Annotated in this window: 19 protein-coding genes; 14 read left to right on the top strand and 5 right to left on the bottom strand. The window is 39.0% G+C overall.

All coding sequences use genetic code 11. The annotated features are described in order from the left end of the window. Positions 1-61 precede the first annotated feature (61 nt). The 6 genes from HDE68_RS11565 (at position 62) to HDE68_RS11540 (ending at position 7,683) form a co-directional block, all read left to right on the top strand. Positions 62-520 carry a MarR family winged helix-turn-helix transcriptional regulator gene (locus HDE68_RS11565; protein ID WP_183882039.1) on the top strand — a complete coding sequence of 153 codons (459 nt, stop codon included), beginning with the start codon at positions 62-64 and terminating at the stop codon, positions 518-520. After that, on the top strand, positions 501-2,906 hold the full coding sequence (locus HDE68_RS11560) for a 3-hydroxyacyl-CoA dehydrogenase/enoyl-CoA hydratase family protein (RefSeq protein ID WP_183882683.1): 2,406 nt from the start codon (positions 501-503) through the stop codon (positions 2,904-2,906). The genes HDE68_RS11565 and HDE68_RS11560 overlap by 20 nt, the downstream gene beginning before the upstream one ends. Before the next feature lie 100 nt (positions 2,907-3,006). Continuing rightward, positions 3,007-4,185, top strand: a complete 1,179-nt coding sequence (locus tag HDE68_RS11555) for an acetyl-CoA C-acyltransferase (protein WP_183882037.1) — start codon at positions 3,007-3,009, stop codon at positions 4,183-4,185. Positions 4,186-4,267: 82 nt separating this feature from the next. After that, positions 4,268-6,058 carry an acyl-CoA dehydrogenase family protein gene (locus HDE68_RS11550; protein ID WP_183882035.1) on the top strand — a complete coding sequence of 597 codons (1,791 nt, stop codon included), beginning with the start codon at positions 4,268-4,270 and terminating at the stop codon, positions 6,056-6,058. Between the two features lie 153 nt (positions 6,059-6,211). Then, entirely contained in the window at positions 6,212-6,766 is a 555-nt protein-coding gene (locus tag HDE68_RS11545) for an FKBP-type peptidyl-prolyl cis-trans isomerase (protein ID WP_183882033.1), read from the top strand. 8 nt (positions 6,767-6,774) lie between these two features. Further along, a complete protein-coding gene (locus HDE68_RS11540; protein ID WP_183882031.1) occupies positions 6,775-7,683 on the top strand; it encodes an FKBP-type peptidyl-prolyl cis-trans isomerase in 909 nt (302 codons plus the stop codon). A gap of 102 nt (positions 7,684-7,785) precedes the next feature. On the opposite strand, the gene HDE68_RS11535 is transcribed toward HDE68_RS11540, so the two are convergent. Further along, on the bottom strand, positions 7,786-9,093 hold the full coding sequence (locus HDE68_RS11535; protein ID WP_183882029.1) for a cryptochrome/photolyase family protein: 1,308 nt from the start codon (positions 9,091-9,093) through the stop codon (positions 7,786-7,788). After that, on the bottom strand, positions 9,090-9,998 hold the full coding sequence (locus tag HDE68_RS11530; protein WP_183882027.1) for a TIGR01777 family oxidoreductase: 909 nt from the start codon (positions 9,996-9,998) through the stop codon (positions 9,090-9,092). The genes HDE68_RS11535 and HDE68_RS11530 overlap by 4 nt, the downstream gene beginning before the upstream one ends. A 166-nt stretch (positions 9,999-10,164) precedes the next feature. Between HDE68_RS11530 and HDE68_RS11525 the strand changes: the two genes are divergently transcribed. The 6 genes from HDE68_RS11525 (at position 10,165) to HDE68_RS11500 (ending at position 18,712) form a co-directional block, all read left to right on the top strand. Further along, a complete protein-coding gene (locus HDE68_RS11525) occupies positions 10,165-11,415 on the top strand; it encodes a DASH family cryptochrome (RefSeq protein WP_183882025.1) in 1,251 nt (416 codons plus the stop codon). A gap of 89 nt (positions 11,416-11,504) precedes the next feature. Next, positions 11,505-12,398 (top strand): MerR family transcriptional regulator, encoded by an 894-nt coding sequence (locus tag HDE68_RS11520; RefSeq protein WP_183882023.1) that lies wholly within the window; start codon positions 11,505-11,507, stop codon positions 12,396-12,398. A 54-nt stretch (positions 12,399-12,452) separates the two neighbouring features. Next, positions 12,453-15,248, top strand: a complete 2,796-nt coding sequence (locus tag HDE68_RS11515) for a 2-oxoglutarate dehydrogenase E1 component (protein WP_183882021.1) — start codon at positions 12,453-12,455, stop codon at positions 15,246-15,248. A gap of 20 nt (positions 15,249-15,268) precedes the next feature. Beyond that, on the top strand, positions 15,269-16,498 hold the full coding sequence (gene odhB, locus HDE68_RS11510; protein ID WP_183882019.1) for a 2-oxoglutarate dehydrogenase complex dihydrolipoyllysine-residue succinyltransferase: 1,230 nt from the start codon (positions 15,269-15,271) through the stop codon (positions 16,496-16,498). Positions 16,499-16,672: 174 nt separating this feature from the next. Beyond that, positions 16,673-17,515, top strand: a complete 843-nt coding sequence (locus HDE68_RS11505) for a hypothetical protein (RefSeq protein ID WP_183882017.1) — start codon at positions 16,673-16,675, stop codon at positions 17,513-17,515. A gap of 177 nt (positions 17,516-17,692) precedes the next feature. After that, the gene (locus HDE68_RS11500; protein WP_183882015.1) at positions 17,693-18,712 is read left to right on the top strand and encodes a hypothetical protein; all 1,020 of its coding nucleotides are present in this window, start codon (positions 17,693-17,695) and stop codon (positions 18,710-18,712) included. A 143-nt stretch (positions 18,713-18,855) separates the two neighbouring features. Here HDE68_RS11500 and HDE68_RS11495 read toward each other — a convergent pair whose 3' ends face one another. The 3 genes from HDE68_RS11495 to HDE68_RS11485 form a co-directional block, all read right to left on the bottom strand. After that, on the bottom strand, positions 18,856-19,581 hold the full coding sequence (locus tag HDE68_RS11495) for a head GIN domain-containing protein (RefSeq protein ID WP_183882013.1): 726 nt from the start codon (positions 19,579-19,581) through the stop codon (positions 18,856-18,858). Between the two features lie 61 nt (positions 19,582-19,642). Next, entirely contained in the window at positions 19,643-21,298 is a 1,656-nt protein-coding gene (locus tag HDE68_RS11490) for a M1 family metallopeptidase (protein ID WP_183882011.1), read from the bottom strand. Positions 21,299-21,350: 52 nt separating this feature from the next. Beyond that, on the bottom strand, positions 21,351-23,213 hold the full coding sequence (locus HDE68_RS11485; RefSeq protein WP_183882680.1) for a CocE/NonD family hydrolase: 1,863 nt from the start codon (positions 23,211-23,213) through the stop codon (positions 21,351-21,353). A 156-nt stretch (positions 23,214-23,369) separates the two neighbouring features. Here HDE68_RS11485 and HDE68_RS11480 point away from each other — a divergent pair, with 156 nt between their 5' ends. Next, entirely contained in the window at positions 23,370-23,816 is a 447-nt protein-coding gene (locus HDE68_RS11480; protein WP_183882009.1) for a GtrA family protein, read from the top strand. Between the two features lie 8 nt (positions 23,817-23,824). After that, complete coding sequence (locus HDE68_RS11475; RefSeq protein ID WP_183882007.1) at positions 23,825-25,492, top strand: ArnT family glycosyltransferase; 1,668 nt, start codon at positions 23,825-23,827, stop codon at positions 25,490-25,492. The last annotated feature ends 28 nt before the right edge of the window (positions 25,493-25,520 follow it).

Below are 25,520 nucleotides of genomic sequence, written 5' to 3'. Positions count from 1 at the left end.
TAATGGTTTCTTGGATTCTAGTTTTATATTCTTTAGCTTTGTTATGCAAGCATAGTAATTAATGAAACAACAGGAAACTATAGATTATTTATTGAAAGTGGTTTGGCAGAACATGTCTAACACTTATAACCAGATCGCTTCGGGTTTTGATATCACACAAGCAATTGGTTATGTGTTAATTAATATTGATAAAGAGGGTACGGCTGTTTCGCAGCTTGCAGGACTGCTGGGCGTAAAGGCAACCAGTTTATCGAGAATGCTAAACAATATGGAAGAATCCGGGTTAATATATCGTGAGGCATCTTCCGGGGATAAAAGATCCGTAAAAGTCTTCCTGACCGATTTTGGCAGGGAGAAGAGACAGGTCGCTAAAAGCGTTGTCCGTTCTTTCAATGAATACCTCAACGAACATCTGACTATAGCAGAAAAGAATAGCCTGGTACTAGGCCTGCAGAAATTAAATAAACTCACTTTAGCATATACAGTAACTACAGGAAATGATGAACAAAAAGATAAATAAAGTAGCGGTATTAGGCTCCGGTATCATGGGCTCACGCATTGCTTGTCACTTTGCGAATATAGGTGTAGAAGTATTGTTGTTAGACATCGCACCAAAGGAACTGAGTCCAGAGGAAGCAGCAAAAGGTTTACAGCTGGATAATCCGGCAGTTCAGAACCGTATTGTCAATGCAGCATTACAGAATGCCATTAAAACGAATCCTTCTCCGGTTTATACCAAAACGGTAGTCAATAAGATTACAACAGGTAATTTTGAAGCTGATATGTCAAAAATTGCTGGTGTAGACTGGATTATTGAGGTCGTTGTTGAAAATCTTGATATTAAGAAAAAAGTATTTGAGCAGGTTGAACAATTCCGTAAACCCGGTACATTGATCACTTCCAATACTTCTGGTATCCCTATTCATTTAATGACTGAAGGAAGAAGCGATGACTTTAAAGCTAATTTCTGTGGTACCCACTTTTTTAATCCTCCACGTTATCTGCGTTTGCTGGAAATTATACCTACTCCGGACACTAAACCTGAGCTGGTAGATTTCTTAATGCATTATGGAGACAAATTTTTAGGTAAAACAACTGTTTTATGTAAAGATACTCCTGCATTCATCGCTAACCGCGTGGGTGTATATTCGATGATGGCTTTATTACATCTGGTAGAAAAATTAGACCTCACTGTAGAGGAAGTAGATAAATTCACCGGGCCTGCTTTGGGCAGACCGAAATCTGCTACTTTCCGTACTTCTGATGTGGTCGGATTAGATACCATGATTAAAGTATCAAAAGGTCTTTATGATAACTGTCCTGACGATAAAGCGCACGATTTATTTAAACTTCCGGACTATGTAGTCAAAATGGAAGAGAATAAATGGTTAGGCGATAAAACTAAGCAGGGTTTTTATAAAAAAACAAAAACTGCTGATGGTAAAACAGAAATTTTAGCACTGGATTTAAAAACACTGGAATATCGTACACAGCAAAAAGTTAAATCGGCTACGCTTGATCTGACAAAACCTATCGAAAATGTCAGAGACAGGATGAAGGTTTTTGCTGCAGGTAAAGATAAAGCAGCAGAAGTATTCAGACATTCTTTCTTTGGTTTGTTTGAATATGTATCGGACAGAATTCCTGAAATTGCAAACGAACTGTATAGGATTGATGATGCCCTGCGTGCAGGATTCGGATGGGATTTAGGCCCGTTTGAAGTCTGGGACGCAGTAGGAATCACTGAATCGCTCGAAGGCATGAAAAAGTATGGACATGAGGCTGCTGCCTGGGTACATGAAATGCTTGCTGCCGGCCATACCAGTTTCTATAAAGTAGAAGATGGGGTTAAAAAATATTACGATATTCCTTCTAAGAGTTATAAAGCATTGCCAGGTGCTGATTCATTCATTATCCTGGATAATATCCGCACTACTAAAACAATCTGGAAGAACTCAGGTGCTTCTATTCTTGATTTGGGTGATGGAATACTGAATGTAGAGTTCCATTCAAAAATGAATACTATAGGTGGTGATACACTACAGGCTATCAATAAGGCTATAGATCTGGCGGAAAAAGAATACAGAGGAGTAGTTATTGGAAATGATGGTGCTAATTTCTCGGCAGGAGCTAATGTAGGGATGATTTTTATGATGGCTGTGGAGCAGGAATGGGATGAATTGAACATGGCTATCCGTGCTTTCCAGAATACTTCCATGAGAATCAGATATTCTTCTATTCCGGTTGTCGTTGCTCCGCATAACCTGACTTTAGGTGGTGGATGTGAATTTAGTTTGCATGCAGATCATGTACAATTGAATGCAGAGACCTATATGGGACTGGTAGAATTTGGCGTTGGGGTGATTCCTGGTGGCGGAGGTACAAAAGAATTCGCTTTACGTGCTTCTGATGAATATAAAGCTGATCAGATTGTGCAGAATGTATTAAAGGATCGTTTCCTGACGATAGGAATGGCTAAAGTTTCGACTTCTGCACTGGAAGCCTATGAACTGGGTTATTTACAAAAAGATAAGTTCTCTGTGACGATGAACCGCAGCAGGCTAATTGCAGATGCTAAAGCAAAAGCAATTGAGCTTGCAGATGCTGGTTATACGCAGCCGGTAAGAAGAAATGATATCAGGGTATTGGGTAAACAAGGATTAGGAATTGTTTATGCAGGTGCTAATACGATGTATTCGGGTCATTATATTTCTGAACATGATAAGAAGATTTCAGAAAAACTGGGTTATGTAATGTGTGGCGGAGATTTATCTTCACCAACAGAGGTAACGGAACAGTATTTACTGGATTTAGAAAGAGAAGCTTTCCTGTCACTTTGCGGTGAAAGAAAAACGCTGGAAAGAATTCAGAGTATTGTGACTAAGGGTAAGCCACTTCGTAACTAAATATATAGAGACGCTAACCAGAGGATATTAAAAATATAATGTTTAACAGCAAACGACGGTCAGGATTTATTCCGCGGAGTTTCCTTAACTACATCAAAAAATGCAAGAAGCATATATTATAGCAGGTTTACGTACGGCAGTGGGCAAAGCACCACGTGGCGTATTTCGTTTTACAAGGGCCGATGATCTGGCTGCTGAAGTCATCAGACAACTGGTAGCCTCAGTACCTAATCTGGATAAAGAACAAATAGATGATGTTATCGTTGGGAATGCTACACCAGAAGCAGAACAAGGATTAAATATAGGCCGTATGGTTTCCCTGATGGGATTGGATACCGATAAAGTTCCGGGTGTAACCCTGAATAGGTATTGTGCATCCGGATTGGATACTATTGCTACTGCTGTTGCTAAAATTAAAAGCGGAATGGCAGATTGTATCATTGCCGGCGGGGTTGAAGTGATGTCCGGAATGCCTTTTGGCGGATGGAAAGTAGTGCCTAACTATGAGGTGGCGAAAAAGAACCCGGACTGGTACTGGGGAATGGGGCTTACTGCCGAGGCTGTAGCTAATGAATATAAAGTGAGCAGAGAAGATCAGGATGAATTTGCCTTCAGGTCTAATATGAAAGCTGTAGAAGCGATCAAAAATGGTCATTTAAAAGCCGGTGTAGCCCCAATTACGGTTACTGAAAATTATCTGGATGGTCAGATGAAAAAGAAAACAAGGAGTTATGTGGTAGATACAGATGAAGGGCCGCGTGCGGATACTACATTGGATAAATTAGCTAAACTTAAACCTGTTTTTGCTGCTGACGGCAGTGTGACTGCTGGTAACTCTTCTCAGACATCAGATGGTGCAGCTTTCGTGATTGTGGTTTCTGAAAGTAAACTGAAAGAACTGGGGGTTGAACCTATTGCCCGCCTGGTAAGTTATGGCGTGGTAGGTGTACCGCCAAGAATTATGGGTATAGGCCCTGTTGATGCTATTCCTCTGGCTTTGAAGAAAGCAGGGTTGACATTGGAGCAAATGGACCTGATCGAACTGAATGAGGCTTTTGCCTCTCAGTCACTTGCTGTGGTGAGAACTTTAGGTATCAACCAGGATATTGTGAACGTGAATGGTGGAGCTATTGCTTTAGGTCACCCACTGGGCTGTACTGGTGCAAAACTCTCTGTACAGTTGTTTAATGAACTGAAACGCAGAAATGGTAAATACGGAATGGTAACGATGTGTGTGGGTAGCGGACAAGGTGCTGCCGGTATTTTTGAAATGTTATAGTGCTTTTAGATCGGGCGCTTAATTATAAAATTTAAAAATGGAATCTCCGGAAATATTCCGGTAGAGATCAGCTACAAAAAATATGGAAACTACAGACAAAACAAAAGTAAAAGGTGGCGAGTTTTTGATAAAGGAAACCACATACCAGGATGTATTTATTCCTGAAGAATTTGATGAAGAACAGCAAATGATTGCACAAACCTGCAGGGACTTTTTAACTGCGGAAGTGTATCCTAACCTGGATCGTATTGATAAAATGGAAGAAGGCCTGATGCCTTCACTGGTTACTAAGGCTGGTGAACTTGGTTTGCTTGGTGTTTCTATTCCTGAGGAATACGGTGGTTTTGGTAAGAACTTTAATACTTCAATGCTGGTTGCTGATGTAATTGGTGCTGGTCATTCATTTGCAGTAGCAATTTCTGCACATACGGGAATTGGTACTTTACCTATCCTTTATTATGGAAATGAAGAGCAGAAAGCAAAATATATACCGAAACTGGGATCAGGAGAATGGAAAGCAGCTTATTGCTTAACAGAACCAAACTCGGGATCTGATGCTAATTCTGGTAAAACCAAAGCTAAGTTATCAGCAGACGGTAAACATTATGTGATTAACGGACAGAAAATGTGGATTACCAATGGTGGTTTTGCAGATATCTTTATTGTCTTTGCAAAAATCGATGATGATAAAAATCTGACTGCGTTTATTGTAGAGCGTGAATTTGGAGGGGTAACGATGAACCCTGAAGAACATAAAATGGGGATCAAAGGATCATCAACCCGTCAGGTGTTTTTCAACGATTGTGAAGTTCCTGTGGAAAACATGCTTTCTGAGCGTGAAAATGGATTTAAAATTGCTGTAAATATCTTGAATATTGGCAGGATTAAACTGGCTGCTGCAGCCGTTGGAGCTTCAAAAGCTGTAATCAGTACTGCAATTAATTATTCAAATGAGCGTATCCAGTTTGAACGTCCGATTTCAAAATATGGTGCTATCCGCTATAAACTGGCCGAAATGGCGACAAAGGTTTATGCAGTAGAATCAGCTAATTACCGTGCAGGTCAGAATATTGATGATGCTTATGAGGCATTGGTTGCAGGTGGAATGGATAAAAGTAAAGCAAAATTAAAATCTACGGAGCAGTTTGCTGTAGAATGTGCGATCCTGAAAGTATGGGGTTCTGAGGCTTTGGATTATGTAGTAGATGAAGGTGTTCAGATTTATGGTGGAATGGGCTTCTCGGCCGATGCACCAATGGACAGGGCATACCGTGATGCAAGGATCAACAGAATCTTTGAAGGCACAAACGAAATCAACAGGTTATTAACTGTGGATATGATGTTGAAAAGAGCTATGAAAGGTGAATTGGACCTGATGACTCCAGCTACTGCTGTTGCTGCTGAACTAATGTCTATTCCTGATTTTGGGGAAGAAGATGATACCCTTTTCGCTGCTGAAAAGAAAATCATTAAAAACCTGAAAAAAGCGACTTTAATGGTAGCTGGTGCTGCGGTTCAGAAGTTAATGTTAAGTCTTTCTAAAGAACAGGAAATTTTAATGAATATTGCAGATATGGCAAGTTATGTTTACGTAGCTGAATCGGTGATGTTAAGAACTGAAAAACTGGTTAGTTTAAGAGGTGCTGAGGCTTGTGAAGGACAATTGAATATGATGCGTATTTATTTTGTAGAGGCTGTTGATGCTTTACAAAAAGCTGGAAAAGAGGCTTTATGGGCTTTCGCAGAAGGTGATGAGCAGCGTATGATGCTGGTAGGATTGAAAAGATTTACTAAAATGGAAGCATTTAATGTAAAAGATGTCCGTCAGAAAGTTGCACAACAATTAATTGCCGAAAATAAATATTGCTTTTAACCCTGAAGTCCTGTTTGAACCTGGATTTAGACAGGCATATGGTTAACAAAGAAAAGGCCGGAACATGTATTGTGATCCGGCCTTTTTTCGTTCTATTTGTTAAAATTGGTTAAATATTGTTCCATCCCTAATAAAAGACTATTTTTGTGCAATATGTTAAAAAGCAAAATCATACTGTTGTTTATTGCAGCAGCTTGTTCTTTCGCAGCCTGTAAGACAGATCCTGCCTATGATCAGGCTACACAAGCTGCAATTGATGATGGTATAATTAAAAAGTTTTTAGCAGATAGTAATATCGTGGCCGGTAAAACGCCTGATGGGTTATATTATCAAGTGATCAAACAGGGAACCGGAACCAGTGATATTGTATATAATCCTACTGATACGATAAAATTGCGTTATGTTGGCAGAACGCTTCCGCCAAAAAGTATTGTATATGATTCCACGCTTACCCTGATAGATAGCCTGGCGCCTATATTTATTTATAATACAGCAATGATAGGCTGGCAGGAAGGTCTCAGATTTATCAGACCCGGAGGAACGATCAGATTGATTATCCCTTCAACACTTGCTTACCAGAATACGGTAGTCAGTGCATTGCCGGGGGCAAATAATACTCCTGTGTTCCTGCCTGCAAATACAATATTGGATTTCAGGATTAAATTAATTAGTGTAAAAAAAGTCATTCCACCAAAAACGTCCAACTAAAATAAACAATGCTTAAAAAGTTATCACAATTTACTCTTGCCTTGATTGGCTTAACTGTTCTTTTTAGTTCATGTAAAAAGGATTATGAATCTATACAGGTTGTAGATGGCAGAAAGATACAGGATTATATTACGGCAAATAAATTGACTGTCACAGAAGATTCTTTAAAATCAGGATATTTTTATCAAATCCTGACTCAGGGGGCTGGTACTGTAAATTATGCAACCAGTGACACTGTTTTGTATAATGTTACGGTAAAAGGACTGGAAAATGGAAACGTTTACTGGGCTTCAGCAATACAGGGGAACAGAGGGACACTTGCCGGATATGTGAATGGATTGACTTCATCTGATGGAACTATGTCTGCTAATATACCAGCATTACGTGATGTGGTCTTAAGACTTAAACCAGGAGGATCTGCACGTATTTTACTTCCTTCTTACCTGGCTTATGGTAAAAATGGTGTCGGAGTGGTTCCTTCTAATGAAAATATTGATCTTTTGATCAATACTTTTCCAGAGAAGTCACAAAATGTATTGGATGACCGTTTAATCAACGATTTCATTAAAAAGAATAGTTTAACGATGACTAAAGGTCCTACAAGAGTTTATTATAATGTTTCAACAGCGGGAACCGGTACAACTCCGATCAGTCTGACTTCAACAATAACGGCTAAATATACAGGTAGATTCCTGGATGGTACTGTCTTTGACTCGAATACTGATGGCACATTTGTGACTACATTAAACTCATTGGTTCTTGGATGGGGTGATGTTATCCCGGGTAAACTAACTAAAGGCGGTAAAATACGTATCCTTATCCCTTCTGACCGTGCTTACGGTTCTGCTGGAAAAGGTTCTGTTCCTTCAAATGCGGTATTGGATTTTGATATCGAAATTGTAGATGTAACCAATTAAATATATTGTTTAAGCATAAAAAAAGCCGTCTCTTAATTTTAAGAGACGGCTTTTTTGCGTGTTATAATTTAGGTTCTGACAAGGCGTCCGAAATGAATAATGTTAATCTTTAAGTGCCTCTTTAAATACTTTAAGAATCCTTTCTCTTGCAAAAGCATGGTCAACTATAGGCTGAACATGCTTTCCCTGTTTATACTCAGGTGCCCATTTGTAGATATACTTATTTTCAGGATCAAATTTCTTTGCCTGTAATTCGGGGTTGAATACCCTGAAATAAGGGGCTGCATCATTTCCACAACCACAGGCCCATTGCCATCCACCTACATTACTTGCCAGCTCATAATCCAGTAATTTCTCCGCAAAATAAGTTTCTCCCCAGCGCCAGTCAATCAACAGGTGTTTAGTCAGAAAACTCCCTACGATCATTCTGACCCGGTTATGCATATATCCTGTTTGGTTAAGCTGGTTCATTCCTGCATCAACAATAGGGTAGCCCGTTTTACCGTTTTTCCATGCCTCAAAGTCTTCTGCTTTGTTCAGCCATTTAATCTGATCATAAGCTGGTTTAAATGAGTGTGTAACAATATGTGGAAAATGATATAAAATCATCATGTAGAAATCTCTCCAGGCCAGCTCAGATAGCCATTTCTCTGCACCTGCCTGTATTGCTGAATTTGCAGCCGCTCTGATACTGACAGTCCCAAATCTTAAATGGATGCCAAGGCGGGTAGTTGCATCGTCTGCAGGAAAATCTCTTCTTTCTTCGTATGCAGCCAGTTTTTCTTCAAAAGTTACTGCAGGGAAAGAGAGTTCCGATTCTTCAAAGCCCAGTTCAGCTAGTTCAGGGAAAAGTAATGACTTGGTTTGAAAGAAATTCTGATCATATTTTTCTACCGGATAAGACTTCACGTAAAAGTCGTTCAGCTTCATTTTCCACTGACGGAAATAGGGCGTAAAAACGGTATATGGCTTTCCATCAGATTTTAGAATCTCTTTTCTTTCAAAAATTACCTGGTCTTTATAGCTGTGAAATGAAATATCCTCTGAACGCAGATATTCTGCAAGGGTATCATCACGGTCCTTAGCATAAGGTTCGTAGTCGTGATTTGTATAGACTGCGTTGATGCTATATTCCTGGAGAAGCTCTGGCCAGATTTGTTCGGGTACACCGTACCTGATTAGCAGAGAAGACCCTTTTTGCTCTAATTCCTTTTCGAGCGCTTTTAATCTTTTGTAAATGAAGGTTACCCTGGCATCTTTTGGATCATTTAAATCATCCAGAATATTCCTGTCAAATATAAAAAGCAACAAAACCGGGATATTACTTTTTAGTGCATGGTATAATGCAGCGTTATCCTGTAATCTTAAATCTCTTCTTAACCAGCAAATATTTACTTTTTCTGTTTTCATTGGCCGTAAATATCGGCTAAAGCCTGCTCAATATGTGTATAGTTGAATTTAAATCCACTGGATAATATTTTCTGTGCGGATGTATTTGTACTGTTCATAACCAGCGAGCTCATTTCTCCTAAGATCAATTTTAGCAGGCCTTCTGGTACACTGAATGGCCATACAGGACGATTCAATTGTTTGGCAATGGCTTTGGTCATCACTTTATTGGTCACAGGAAAAGGCGCGCTTGCATTGTAAGCGCCGGTTAATGATTGATTTTCCAATGCATAGAGATAGATGCGGGTCATATCCTGATAATGGATCCATGGGGTCCACTGTTTCCCATTTCCTAAAGGAGCACCTGCAAATAAGCGGATTGGTTTGGCCATAGCTTCAAGTGCACCTTCTTTTTTTGCGAGTACAACGCCTGTTCTGATTTTTACAATTCTTAAACCAGTTTGCTGACCCTGATCGACAGCTTTTTCCCACTGGATACAACATTCTGCAAGAAAGTTACGACCAGGGTTACTTTCTTCTGTCAGCATTTCATCTCCGCGGGTACCATAATAACCAACTGCGGCAGCAGATATAAAGTTTTTGACCTGATTTTTAGTTTCAGCCATGGCTTGATATAAAAGCTGTGTGGATAAGACCCTGCTGTCAATAATTTCTTTTTTGCGTTTTTCGGTCCATCTGCCTTTGGATATGTTTTCTCCGGCCAGATGTATGATACTATCTACTCCTTCAAGACAGTTCGTGTCAATTTTCTGTTGATATACATCCCACAAAAAAACTTTTACCCGGTTGATCTGAATAGGTTTTCTGGAGAGTATAGAAATGGTATGACCTTGTGATAAGAGGGATTTTATTAGCTCTTTGCCGAGCATGCCGGTTGCACCTGTGAGTAAAATATGCTGGTTCATTTTAGATTAACTATTAAAAGAGCGTTTTGTTTCTAAATAAGAGGTGTAAAAAGCAGTTTTAACATAAACTTTTGTTTCGCTTATGTAAATATTACTTTGTGTATTAGATGTTAGGAAAAAAATGGTATATTTTTGGTAATTGCAACAAAAACTTTAGTCTAAATAAATGGAATCTCGGAAAATACTCGTCTGGTTTAGAAATGATTTGCGGTTACACGACAACGAAATGTTAGTAGAAGCGATCAGTAAGTCCGATAGTATCCTGCCTGTTTATTTCTTTGACCCACGCCACTTCGAAAACAAAGTTGATGAAAATGCGCAAGAAAAACATAACAGATTTCAATTTTTAGCAGAAAGTGTAATCGCCCTGCGTGAATCTTTGAAAAAAATGGGTGGTAATCTGCTGATTATCTCAGGTACTCCAGAAGATCATATTCCTGTATTGGCTGAAAAATATGAAATCGCAGAGGTCTATCATCATAGAGAGGTGGCAACTGAAGAGACTACTGTTTCTTCGAATGTTGAAGACCTTTTATGGAAATTGAGAATCAATCTGAAACATTTTATTGGCCATACACTTTATAATAAAGAGGATTTGCCATTTCCAATTAAAGATATTCCTGATGTCTTTTCTCAGTTTAAGAAAAAAACAGAGAGAGATGCAATAGTCAAAGACTGCTTTCCTTCTCCCGAACATATTTCTTTTGTAGAAGCAGAAGAATGGGGTGAATTACCGGAATGTGCAGGGGCATTTTCTGCTGTTCCTGCAGGAGGCGAAGAGCATGGGATAAAACATTTACAGGAATTATTTGCTGTCGGTTCGGATATTTATATCCGCAGTAGCAAAGCACATGCTGCCCAACATAGTTTTTCATCTAAGCTTTCTCCGTGGCTGGCAGTAGGGGCCTTATCTCCAAGAAAAGTATATTGGGCTGTAAAAGAAGCTGAACAAAAATTTGGTTCCAACAGTCATTTTACACAATTGATATTAGGTTTGCTCTGGAGAGATTTTTTCAGATTTATGTTTAAAAAACATAGTGTGAATTACTTTAGGGATATCGTGGCGGAAGTGACTGATTTCCCGCAAACTGAAGTGTATTTGTTAAGCCTGCAGCAATGGAAAGATGGTGATACAGGTAATCCTGTTGTCGATCAGTATATGGCTGAACTTAATCAGTCTGGGTTCATCACCCATACCGGACGTTTACTGGTAGCTACTTATCTGATTTATATTTTAAAGTTAAACTGGGTAGATGGTGCAGAATACTTTGAACAGAAATTAATTGACTATTCGCCGGCAAGTAATTGGGGTAACTGGGCTTATGTTGCAGGAGGCGGGAAAGATCCGCGTTCTAAAAATGCATTTGATTTAGATAAACAGATTAAACTGCTGGATATCGAAGTTCAGGATCTTTAACAAAATCTTTGTTTTACTGATAAAATAAGGAATGCTTTTTGGCGTTAACTTAAACAGAAAAAATATTTAAAACTTTTTTTGTTTAACAATTGTTCTCACTTCACGTGAAAAGATTCTCCATCAGTGACATAGAAGGCCTAATCGGCATTAAAGCACATACAATCCGCGCATGGGAGGCGAGATATAATCTTGTGCCTCCAAAACGAACTCCTACTAATATCAGGTATTATGAGGAGGAGGATCTGAAACACCTGCTCAATATTGTAACCCTGAATGAAAAAGGATACAAAATCAGCAGGATCGCAAAAATGAGCAAAGAGCAGATTAATGATCTGGTATTGCAGTTACAATCTGATTTCAATAACGATACTGTACAGGTGCTCCGTCTTTCGGATGCTACACTTAAATATGATGAAATTGCATTCGCAGAGATTTTATCCGGCTGTATTGATGAGTTAGGACTGGTCAATACAATGGATCTTGTGCTTTTTCCTTTTATGAAGAAAGTTGGTATGTTATGGCAGACAGGGGCAATTGATCCTTCTCAAGAGCATTTTGCCTCAAATCTGATCAGGGATAGAATTATTGTAGAGATTGACCGGGTGAAAAAACCGGAGAGAAAAGATCCTAAAAGATTTTTGTTATTCCTTCCCGAAGCAGAGATGCATGAGACGGGGTTACTTTTTGCACGTTATTTACTAAAACGTTGTGGCATGGACACGCTGTATCTTGGCCAGGAAATCCCATATAGTGATTTGAAAAAGGTAATTTTGCATTATAAACCTGATTATGCTTTTATTGTGCTTACTTCCTTAAACCTTGGAAAAGATATCAATAAAATATTGACTAAAGTATTGGACCATATGGATGTCCCTCTGCTGGTTGCAGGTAGTTTAATCTCTGAATTTGACATACTTCTTGACGATAGGCTGACACCACTGAAAAAGGTTTGTGAAATCGTAGAATTTCTTGAGGATTTATAGCTGTTTTTAAAGGTAAAATCCTAATTTTGCCATACTTATACCAATTCTTAAACAATGGATAATTTATCTTATCTCAACGGCGCAAATGCCGAATACATCGATTCTATTTATCAAGCTTATAAAGAAGATCCTAATGCGGTTGAATTCGGCTGGCAAAAGTTTTTTGAAGGGTTTGATTTTGGAAGAGGAGCAGATGCCGGCGTAGCCAGTGAAGCAACTCCCGAACATTTTTTAAAAGAAGTGAATGTCTTAAATCTGATCAATGGTTATCGCCAGCGTGGTCATTTGTTTACCCAAACAAATCCGGTAAGAGAAAGACGTCATCATTTACCAACTCTGGACATAGAGAATTTCGGTTTAAACCAGAATGATCTGGATACCGTTTTCAACTCTGGTGTAGAACTTGGAATTGGTGCTGCTAAACTTAGCGACATCGTAACCTTCTTAAAAAAGACTTATTGCAGATCTATTGGTGCGGAATATAAATTCGTACGTACCCCTGAAGTATTAGGCTGGATTGAAAATAAGATGGAGAGTGTACAGAACACGCCAAATTTTTCAATCGAAGAGAAAAGAAGAATCCTGAAGAAGTTAAATGAGGCCGTTAGCTTTGAAAACTTTTTGGGAACTAAATTTCTTGGTCAGAAGAGATTCTCTTTAGAAGGAGCAGAAGCTTTGATCCCGGCACTGGATTCAGTTATTGAAAAAGGTTCATCAATGGGTATTGAAGAATTTGTAATCGGTATGGCACACAGAGGACGTCTGAACGTTCTTGCCAATATCATGCAGAAAACTTATAAAGATATTTTTGCTGAATTTGAAGGTAAAGGTTACAGCGCTGAATCTCCATTTGGAGGTGATGTGAAGTACCACCTTGGTTATTCTACGGATGTAACCACAAACGACGGAAAAAACGTTCACTTGAGTTTATGCCCTAACCCATCTCACCTGGAAACAGTGAATGGTGTGGTTGAAGGAATGACACGTTCTAAAATTGATTTCAAATACGAAGGTGATAATTCAAGAATTGCACCTATCCTTATTCATGGTGACGCTTCAGTTGCCGGACAGGGTATCGTTTATGAAGTGATTCAAATGGCTGGTCTTGATGGCTATAAAACCGGTGGTACGATTCACCTGGTAATTAATAACCAGATTGGTTTTACTACAAATTATAAAGACGGACGTACCAGTACTTACTGTACTGATATTGCCAAGGTTACACTTTCACCTGTATTCCATGTTAATGGAGATGATGTGGAAGCTTTGGTTTATGCCATCAACCTGGCTATGGAATACCGTCAGAAATATAAAAATGATGTGTTCATCGATATTCTGTGTTACCGCAGATTTGGACATAATGAATCAGATGAGCCTAAATTCACTCAGCCTTTATTATACAAAAGTATCGAGCAGCATGCTAATCCAAGAGATATCTATATCAAACAACTGATTGGTGAAGGTAAACTGGAAGCAAGCCTGGCAAAAGAAATGGAAGCTGAATTCCGTGGTATTTTACAGGAGAGATTAAACGAAGCTAAAGAGATCACTTCTACTTATAAGGGAGTGAAATTTGCCGGTGCATGGTCAGATATGAGAATTGCCAGTGCAGAAGATTTCCTGACTTCTCCGGATACCTCTGTTAAAAAAACTACTTTATTAGAAATTGCTAAAAGAATCAGTACTTTACCTTCAGATAAGAAGTTCTTCAAGAAGATTGAAAAACTATTCGCTGAGCGTAACAAAATGGCAACGTCTACTCATATTTTTGACTGGGCAATGGGTGAGCAGCTTGCTTACGCTACTTTGCTTACAGAAGGTAAAAGGGTTCGTTTGAGCGGCCAGGATGTAGAGCGTGGTACGTTCTCACACCGTCATGCTGTATTGACTTTAGAAGATTCTGAAGAAGAGTACATCCCTTTAAGTAACCTTTCTGATCAGCAGGCTCCATTTGATATCTACAATTCACATTTATCAGAATATGGCGTTTTAGGATTTGAATATGGTTATGCAATGGCTAACCCTAATGCCTTAACTATCTGGGAAGCACAATTTGGTGATTTCTTCAATGGGGCGCAAATTGTTGTGGATCAGTATATCGCAAGTGCGGAAACTAAATGGCAGCGTGAAAATGGATTAGTGATGTTATTACCACATGGTTATGAAGGACAAGGACCTGAGCACTCTTCTGCAAGGATTGAGCGTTTTATGGAACTGTGTGCTGATTATAATATGCAGGTAACCAACTGTACTACTCCTGCTAACTTCTTCCATGCAATCCGTCGTCAGTTTAAACGTGACTTTAGAAAACCATTAATCGTTTTCACACCTAAAAGCTTATTGCGTCATCCTTCATGTGTATCTAAACTGACAGAATTTACTGAAGGTAAGTTCCAGGAGGTCATCAATGACGAGAATGTTAAAGCTAATGAGGTGAACAGAGTATTGTTCTGCAGTGGTAAGATCTATTATGAGTTGTTAGAGAAACAACAAAAAGAGCAGATCAAAAATGTGGCCATCGTTCGTGTTGAGCAGTTATATCCTACGCCATTAAAACAAATGGAAGAGGTTTATAAAGGTTATAAAAATGCGAAAGAAGCTATCTGGGTTCAGGAAGAACCTGAAAATATGGGTGCATGGCCTTATTTCTTGCGTAAAACAAGAAAAACAATATTTAGTGATATCGAAGTGATATCAAGAAAAGAAAGCAGCAGTACTGCAACTGGATTTGCGAAACAACATGCAGATGAGCAGGCAAGTATCCTGGCAAAAGCTTTTGAAGTCCCTGTAACTGAGGTGGATCATAAAATTGCCAAGAAATCAGTGAGTAAAGCATATAACGTAGATTAGGAAAATATAATACATCAATTATGAGTCTAGAAATAAAAGTTCCGCCAGTAGGCGAATCAATTACCGAAGTTGTTTTATCCCGTTGGGTGAAGAATGATGGTGATGCCGTAGAAATGGATGAAGTAATCGCCGAGTTAGAGTCTGATAAAGCAACTTTTGAATTAACTGCTGAGCAAGCCGGAACTTTGAAAATAGTGGCGGCCGAAGGCGATACACTGGCTATAGGTGCTGTAGTTTGTTCTATCGAAACTAGTGGGGCTGCTCCGGCAAAAGCGGCAGCACCAGCTGCAGAAGAAAAAACAGTTGTAAATAACACTCAGTCTGCTGCTCCGGTAGCGGAAAGAAATGGGGAAAGTTATGCAACTGGTACTCCTTCGCCGGCAGCAGGTAAAATTCTTGCAGAAAAAGGTGTTGACGCAGGTTCTGTTAAAGGTTCTGGCGTTGATGGCAGAATTACTAAAGAAGATGCGCTTAAGGCAGAGAAACCAGCAGCACCAGCAGCTAAAGCTCCTGAGAAGGCAGCAGTAGCGGCACCAGCGGTTGCGGGATCTAGAAATGAACGCAAAGAAAAAATGTCCCCACTGCGCAAAACTGTTGCAAAACGTTTAGTTGCTGTGAAAAATGAAACGGCCATGTTAACTACTTTTAATGAAGTAAACATGAAACCGATTATGGACCTGCGTGGAAAATATAAAGATCAGTTCAAAGAGAAATATGGTGTTGGATTAGGTTTCATGAGTTTCTTTACAAAAGCTGTTTGTGAAGCAATGAAAGATTTCCCTGCTGTTAATGCACGTATTGATGGTGATTCTGTTGTTTACAATGACTTCGTAGATATTTCTATCGCAGTTTCTGCACCTAAAGGATTGGTAGTACCAATTATCAGAAATGCAGAAAGCATGACGCTTGCCCAGATTGAAAAATCTGTTATTGAACTGGCTACTAAAGCGCGTGACAGCAAATTGACTTTGGAAGAAATGACTGGTGGAACTTTTACAATCACTAATGGTGGTGTATTTGGTTCAATGATGTCTACGCCAATTATCAATGCGCCCCAATCTGCTATTTTAGGTATGCACAATATTATTGAGCGCCCTATCGCAGAAAAAGGTGAAGTTGTTGTTCGCCCGATGATGTATCTTGCTTTATCTTATGATCACAGAATCATTGATGGTAGAGAATCTGTTGGATTCTTAGTGAGAGTAAAACAACTATTAGAAGATCCTGCACGTTTGTTGTTAGGCGTATAGGTAAACTAAAATATATTGAAAACCTGCTATTTCGTTATAGCAGGTTTTTTTGTTTTTATTGCGTCTTGTTCATGTCATTTGTTTTACTCTAATTAGTTTTTGACAGGATTTCTGTACTTTTACACTGTGAAAAAAAGCTACTTATTACTGTTGTTCCTTGTTCTTGGTAAAAAGATGAAGGCGCAAGAAACTACAAATACAACCGATAACCCGGTTAAGATTGGAAAGAGTATATTCTCTAATGAGATCAAAAGGAATTTCTCAAGAAAGGGAGATTTTTTTGTTCATTGGGGTTATAATCATTCCTGGTATGGAAAAAGTGATATCAATTTTAAAGGGCCAAACTATGATTTTACATTGAAAGATGTAGTTGCCCATGATAGACAGTCTCCGCTAAAATGGAATTACTTAAACCCTGCAAAGATTTCTGAACCTCAGTATAATCTTAGGGTAGGATATTTTATCGCTGATAATTATAGTGTTTCCATTGGCTGGGATCATATGAAATATGTAATGGATATTCCACAAAAAGTGGCAATTACTGGTTTTATCGGAGAAACTATTTCTGATCCGGGAGTACCTACCGGTGCAATGGCGGGAACGTATAATGGACAGATGATTAATGTAACGGATAAGATGCTTACTTATGAGCATACGGATGGATTCAATTATGCAAATATCGAGTTTGAACGTTATGATGATATTTGGGTTGCACCTTCAAGACAGACTTCTTTAACTTTGGAAACTGGTCTTGGTGGTGGTATGCTGGTACCAAGATCTGATGTACGTTTATTCGAACAGGGAAGAAATAACCACTGGAACGTTTCTGGTTATGGTTTTTCAGCTAAGATTGGTTTGAAGTTTTATGTAAGTAAAGGATTATATATTCAGAATACAACGAAGGTTGGGGCAACGAATTTGAAAAACGTTCATACAACTGGAAGAGATGATCTGGATAAGGCCAGCCAGAAGATTAACTATGTGCAGAATATGTGGGCTCTGGGGTATCAGTTCTAGGTTGACAAAAAAAGAACATCAATGTTCTTTTTTTGTCAACCCCTCAGGGGTTTGTCTGCTGCAGGGGGGATAGCCTTTTTGGAGGATCATTATATTATTAACTCAGAAATAATATATACGTGTTGTGGTAATGGTAGTTATAGTTGATATTGCAGGATATCTATAATTATATCTACTATGATGAAAAACATTAAATTACCTGTGTACACCGCCTTGTTAGCGGTGTCTTTTTTTACTGCCTGTAATAAGGCCGGTAACAATCTTTCACCTGAAGGTTCTTCTTTAGGTCAGCTTAATTCTTCTCAGGCAGTTTCAGGAGGCAATAGTGCATTAAATGCCGGCGGGGTTACTGTATTGGGAGCCCCGGTTGCTGAAGCGAAAGTTTATAAGCTGCTTAAGGGCTATAATAAGGACGATAAATTTGAGGCAAGCGGAGTTTATTACCTGAATGGCTATTTTTATGTGGCTTCTGATAATCGCTATGAGATCGCTAAGATTAAGCAGAGTCTACCTGAAAATAGTAATGAGAATAGTTTACTGGGCGCTGGTTCCGGAGATTCTGGCTTTGAAGGTATTACTTATGCAGCCAAAAGTACACCTGGATTTTTTGTGGTCGAGGAGGCTGTAAAGAATGGTAGCCAGTATCAGCCCCGTATTCGGGAGTATAACGCCAATATGGGATATCTGAATAGCTTGTGGGCGGATTATTATTTTACGGAAGCCAATAGCAATAAGGGATTTGAAGGTATTGCATGGGTGTCACGTGATGGGATCGATTATATGCTGGGCCTTGTTGAAGGGACCGGAAAAATCGCAGTCCTGAAAAAGACGGCCAGCCAATGGCAAAAGGTCGGGGAAATCAATTTGCCTGCTTCTGCCAGCTTTACTGATTATTCTGATATTACTGTTTATGGGAATAAGGTCGCAATTACTTCTCAGCAGGATTCCAGATTATGGATAGGAACACTTAGTAGCACCGAATGGACAATTACCGGAGGTAAAACTTATGCTTTCCCTACAGGAAATAGCAATGGGGTAGTGGGTTCAGGGAATAACGTGTTGTATGCTAATGTAGAAGGGGTTTCCTTCATTAATGATACACAGATCGTAGTGGTTTCTGATAAAGCGAAATCTGATCAGCCATCTTATCAGAAGTTTAAAGATCAATCAGTCCATATCTTTAATCTGCCTTTATAAGGGTTGTTTATAGATTTTGATTCTGATGTAGGTTTCCTATTGAAAGGGCCGGTATTTTGTCAATACCGGCCCTCTTATTTTGGATTAATTTTTTTATAATATTGATTTGCTGATGCTTTGTAATCACAGCTGCAGCTCCAATGCTATTCTTTTCTGACACTTCCAGACCCTATGATTGTTTTTTTAACGGTTGCGTTGCCTGCATAACGGATACCACCTGAACCACTGATCACTGCCTCGATAGTCTTGTTTGCAGTGATATAAATATTGGCAGAACCACTGATTTGTGCAGACAGGTCATTTACTGCGAAATCTTTTCCTTTAAAACCGCCTGAGCCACTTAGGGTAAGGTTTGAGTTGTCAGCCTTGCCGCTAAGTTTGATTGATCCTGAACCGCTGATGGTGCCGGTAAATGTTTTTAGATTGGCAATGGCTGTAATCCCTCCTGAACCACTCAAGGTAGCCACGAGTTCTGGTGAGTTAATTGCATTCTCAACTTCCATATTACCGGATCCGCTCATTGTTAAGGAGCTGAGCTTTTTGGCAGTAATATAAACAGTTACCTGCGCCCGGTTATATCTTCTTGACCAGTCATTCCATTTGGTTTTTGGTTTGATGGTCAATATACCGGAATTTACTTCAGTAACTAAATTAGCAATTGCTTCCTGATCACCCTCCAGACGCAGGGATTCTTTATTGCCCATTGTGATTTTTATAGTGAGCGAACCACCGGTAGCAACGCCTTTAAAGCTTCCGATTGGTCTTTCTTCTTCATTGAAAGATCTGGTGGTTTTTATAGGGCCGGTCGCATTAGCGTTATAATTAAACGCCAGGAAGGCTAATAGGAGTAAGCTACTTAGTTTTTTCATTGCTGTTAGGTTTTTTTATAGGACACTCAAAAGATTGTTTCGTTGCATAAGAATTGTAATATTATTTACTCTTCTTTAGTAAGATATAAAAATTTGGGTCTGCTTTAAAATCTGTTTCACTTATATCTTTGATAGCTATGGTTTTCCATGTAGTTGTGGGGTAGATAAAATTAAAGTTATCTTTACCCAGGGTTACTTTAACCGGCATGTTAAATCCTTCAACAACATCTGTCCAGCGGTAGTTTAATTGACCGCCTTTAATATAATAGCTCAATACAGGTACTTTTGTCGTTCTTAAATACTGATCAAATACTTTAGCTAATTTTAAACCGCTTTCTTTAATGATATAGTCTTCAATCTGTGCAGTGGTTACTGTCTGGTGGTAAAATGTTTTGTTCAGACCTCTTAAGATCTGACGGAATTTTTCATCATCCTGAATCAGCTGCCGAATGGTATGGACCATGTTTGCACCTTTATAATACATATCACCAGAACCTTCGCTGTTAACGTTGTATGTGCCTATGATAGGAATATCATTCTGAATTTTTTTTCTGATGCCTTCCACGTAGGCTGTAGATGCTTTTTTTCCATACTGAGATTCAACCATTAATGCTTCCGAATAATTAGTGAAACTTTCATGAGTCCACATGTCTGCAATGTCTTTGGCAGTTATATTATTGCCAAACCACTCATGGCCGCTTTCATGCACGGTAATGAAATCGAATTTCAATCCCCAGCCAGAACCTGACAGGTCATTGCCAAGATATCCCATTTTAAAATGATTACCATAGGCAACGGCACTTTGATGTTCCATGCCCAGATGTGGTGCCTGAACCAGTTTATAACCATCTTTATAGAAAGGATAAGGACCAAACCAATGTTCGAAAGCTTTGAGCATTGGTTTTACATCGGCATCCCAATGTGGTCTTGCTATTGCACTGTCAGCTTTTAATGACCAGTAATCTAAAGTAAGATCTCCGTCTTCTCCTTTATAGACATCTGTCCAATGGGCATATTTTCCAATATAAAAGGTAATGTTGTAGTTATTGATCGGATTACTGACAAACCAGTTGTATTGTTTATAGCCGTCCGGCTTATCTACTACATTACGCAAACGACCATTGGATACTTCCTGCAAATCTTTAGGAACACTAATACTGATGAGCACACTGTCTACTTCATCACTCTGGTGTTCTTTGGTTGGCCACCATGAACTTGCACCAAAGCCCTGACAGGCTACTGATACCCATGGATCTCCGGCCTGATCTTTACTGAAAATGAAACCGCCATCCCATGGCGGGTTTTTAGCGATTACCGGACTGCCTGAGTAAAAGACCTCAAATTTGTCTTTTACCCCCTTTTTAACAGTGGAGGGAAAGGTGATAAATACGGCATTGAATTCTCTTTTGAAAGGTAACTCCTGGTTTTTATAGATTACTTTTTCAATTTTAAGGTTACTAAACAAATCAAACTGTAGTTGCCTGAAGTCTGTTGTAGCTGTAAAATTGAATTCATTACTTCCGCTGATTGATTTGTTATCAATATCAACTTTGACGTCCAGATGGTAGTAATTAATATCATAACAGGTACGCAATGGGGTTAACATCCCTCTTAAAGTATCTGCGCGGGTAAAGTTATGCTTCCCTTTTAAGAGTTGTGCATCTGTCTTGATTAGGGCGCTTAGTACAATAAGTGTACTTAGAAATAATCTTTTCATCTATTTATATGTTATTTTTTTCAGATGGGCCTTTGTCAGGTTCATCCTGTAACTATGGTTTTAATACGGTCACTGTTAAGGAAGAGGTATTCGCCTTATCATGGTAAATACGGTGTGTCGCTTTCTGGAAATCTTTATCTTCTGCATGATAAATATCCAGGAATTTCTGAGGGTTTCTGTCTACCAGCGGGAACCATGAGTTTTGAACCTGGATCATTATTCTGTGGCCCTTTTTAAAAGTATGGCCTACGTCCGGAAGACTATAGTTTACTTTTGTCACCTGACCTGGAACAAAAGCTTCTGGCTTCTCAAAGCTGTTACGGAATTTACCACGCATCACTTCACCACGAACCAGCATTTCATAACCACCCATGATAATGTCTTTTGGGTTAATGGCTGGCTGAGGTTCATCTTCTGGATAAGCATCAATTAATTTAACGATATAATCCGCATCAGTACCAGTGGTGGATACAGAGAGTTTAGCCATTAATGGGCCCGTTAAAGTGATGTCTTCTGTAAGAATGTCGGTTTGATAAACTTTTACATCTGGTCTGCGTGCAGCAAAACGCTGATCGTCGATCATATATTCGCGGGTTCTTTTTTCTTGTATGCCCTGCTGATAAGGAACAGGATTATTCGGATCACTCACGTATTCGTCAAAACTGGTGTCTGTTTCTGGTGCTTTAAAACTCAGTTTTCCATCTGCCTGAAAATACAGGGTTTGCTCTTCTGTATTTTGAGGAGGCCAGCTGCTGAATTTTTTCCACTCGTTACTGCCGGTCAGGAAGATTGTAGCTTCTGCTAAATCAGCATCTTTTTTATCTTTGAGGTACTGCATAAAGAAGGGGAATTCTACATTTTGCTGAAACCAGATGCTTGTTGGCTGTCCAAATTGTATGTCACCAAAACTGCTTCCTGTGCTTCTTACCCAGCCTCCGTGAAACCACGGGCCCATAACTAAGTTGTTTTTAGCTTTTGGGTTTTGCTGTTCAATTGCTTTGTAGGTATGCAAAGCACCATAGGCATCTTCAGCATCAAAGAATCCACCAACAACCAGAACTGCCGGTTTGACATTGGTTAAGTGCTGACGGATATCCATGGCCTTCCAAAATGAATCATAGGTGCCATGGTTCATCATGTCATTCCAGAATTTAATGGTATCCCCAAAATATTTAAGCTGAACATTTTTTAATGCCCCAACACTTAAGAAAAAGCGATAATTATCCTTTATCGGGAACTTAAAAGCTTTAGGGCCCTTATCAGGAGTAATTGGATGTGGTCTTGGAACACCAAATACAGAATAAAAGTTAAAAGCATCTGCGAGCATAAATGCACCGTTATGGTGAAAGTCATCTCCCCTGAACCAATCTGTTACGGGAGCCTGAGGAGATACTGCTTTCAGACCGGGGTGGGCACCAGGTAAAGATGCTGTTGAATAAAATCCCGGGTAAGAAATGCCATAGATACCGGCTTTGCCATTGTTATTGGGAATGTTTTTAATCAGCCAGTCAATAGTATCGTAAGTATCCGAGCTTTCGTCTATATCTTCTTTACTTTTTTTATTGGCAATATGAGGACGTACATCCACAAATTCTCCTTCACTCATCCACCTGCCGCGAACGTCCTGGTAAACAAAAATAAAGCCTTCTCTGAGGAATAGTCCATCAGGTCCCAAAGATGTTTTGAAGTTGTTTTCTCCATATGGAGAGCTGGTATATGGAGTGCGGTTAATCAGAAAAGGATACTTCTGATCTTTATTTTTTGGGATGTAAATGGCAGTGAAAAGTTTAACCCCATCCCGCATAGGAATCTGTTTTTCAATTTTAATATAGTTTTCACGGATATAGGCCGAATCCGTTACCTGAGCGATTGAAGAATAGGTTGTTAAGAGGAAGCAGAGTGCTACCCAGAACATTTTAGAAGAAGGGTTCATATGAAAAGTTTAGATGGGATAAATATAAGGGATATGGCGTATTTTTTATATGACAACAGGGGATATAATCTAAAATGTTACGGATTTTGACCCTCAATTCTAAAATGATTGTACCTTTGGCTCATCTAATAATCAATCATGCCGCAAAATAGATTTAGTATATTTTCTGTTTCCTCTTTATTAACGCCAAAACTTCTGGCGTTTATTAAATTTGGAATTACAGGGGCATGCGGACTGATTATAGATTTTTCGCTGACCTGGTTTTTTAAGGACGAACTTAATTTTAATAAATTCCTTGCCAATGGAATAGGATTTTCGGTAGCTGTAATTTGTAATTATATCATTAATCGTAACTGGACATTTAAGGATAACAAATCGAAATCCGGATTGCAGTTTACAGCATTTTTTACAGTTTCATTAATTGGGCTGCTTTTAAATTCAGCTATCATTTTTCTATTAAACAATATGTTCTCTGTTAACTTTTATATCAGTAAAGCAGCTGCTATATTTATTGTTTTTTTCTGGAATTTCAGTGCCAACTATTTCTTTGTCTTTAAAGCTCCTGACAAAGAAAAATCAATCTAAAAATAACTATGCAGAAAGTACTTGCAGATCAGACTACAAAATGGCTTTACCTTTTTATCGGGTTCGCTGTACTGTTAAATTTTACTGGATTATTTGTTACGGTAATTGGCCCGGATGGTGCTTTATATGCTACTATAGCCAAAGGGATGGCACAGCACAATAATTTCAGCGATTTATTGGTGGAAGGAAAAGACTGGCTGGATAAACCGCATTTCCCTTTTTGGATTACTGCTGTTTTCTTTAAAATATTTGGAATCAATACCTGGGCTTATAAATTGCCGGGTATATTATTTGTGCTTTTAGCTGCTTTTTATACTTATAAGTTTGCGAAGGAACTTTATACTAAACAGATTGCCTTATGGGCGGCTTTATTCTTGTTAACGGCACAGCATATTCTGATCTGTACTATGGATGTTCGTGCAGAGCCTTTTTTGACGGGGTTGATTATCGCAAGTGTTTATCATTTTTATAAATGTTTGGGTAAACAATGGTTTTTACATTTATTGATAGCCTCTGTATTTGCTGCCTGTGCGGTTATGACTAAGGGCGTATTTGCATTAATTCCTATTGGGGGTGCAATTGGCGGGCATTTACTGATCAGAAAAGATTGGATAATGGTGTTTAATTTCAGATGGCTGCTTGCATTGGTGCTTATCCTGATCTTTATGCTCCCTGAACTTTATACGTTGTACAACCAGTTTGATATTCATCCTGAGAAAATCATTTTTGGACGTCAGGGGGTATCAGGAATCAGGTTTTTCTTTTGGGACAGTCAGTTTGGAAGGTTTTTTAACAACGGGCCGATTAAAAAGTCAAGTGGTGACCCTACTTTCTTTTTACATACCATTTTATGGGCATTTTTACCCTGGAGCCTTCTTTTTTATACTGCAGTGTTCCAGTTTTTTCGCCAGAATTTCAAAAAGCCTGTGCAGGCTGAATGGTACTGTATTTCGGGTTCTTTACTTACTTTACTGATCTTTTCTTTATCAAAGTTTCAGCTTCCTTTTTACATTACTATCGTATTTCCTTTTTTTAGTATTCTTTGTGCACAATATCTGTGTAACCTTAAACTGGAGAGTTCTGTGAAAGCAATCAGGTTAATGCAGCTTATTGTAGGAGGGATTATGATGTTCCTGATTATTGTTCTGCATTACTTTTTCCGGCCGGATAACCTGACTGTGTTTTCATCTGTCTTGTTATTGGGAGCCGTTGTTTTATTTGTAATGGTCTCTTTTACACCTGTTAATGGCCGCTATAAAGTGTTCTTCCAGGTTTGTGCTGTCGCATTTTTTGTCAATCTGTATTTTAACCTGGCTTATTATCCACGGTTAGTTAAATACCAGGCAGACAGTGAGGCTGCATTCTGGATTAATGCACATAATGAAAAGGATTTGCCGGTAGTAAGGAGCCGTATTGGCTATGCCTTTGGTATGGATTTTTATCTTAACGCCCCGCTTTACTTTTTAACAGATGGCGATAAGTCTCTGTTACCTGCAAAACCTTATTTGCTTTATGCAGATACTGAGCTTATTGATCAGTATATTAAACAAGGGGTGAAGGTACAGCGCTTAAAAACCTTTGAAGGTTACCGGATTACGAAGGTAAACGGGAAGTTTTTGAATCATGCTACACGGAAGGGCGTATTGTCCACTACCGAAGTAGTGTTGATTAATTGAAAGATTAACAAGAAACACCCCTTGTGAT

This window comes from Pedobacter cryoconitis (assembly GCF_014200605.1).
Lineage (GTDB): Bacteria > Bacteroidota > Bacteroidia > Sphingobacteriales > Sphingobacteriaceae > Pedobacter > Pedobacter cryoconitis_B.
The sequence above is the reverse complement of the archived record's forward strand: the minus strand, read 5'-3'. Positions and strand labels throughout refer to the sequence as shown.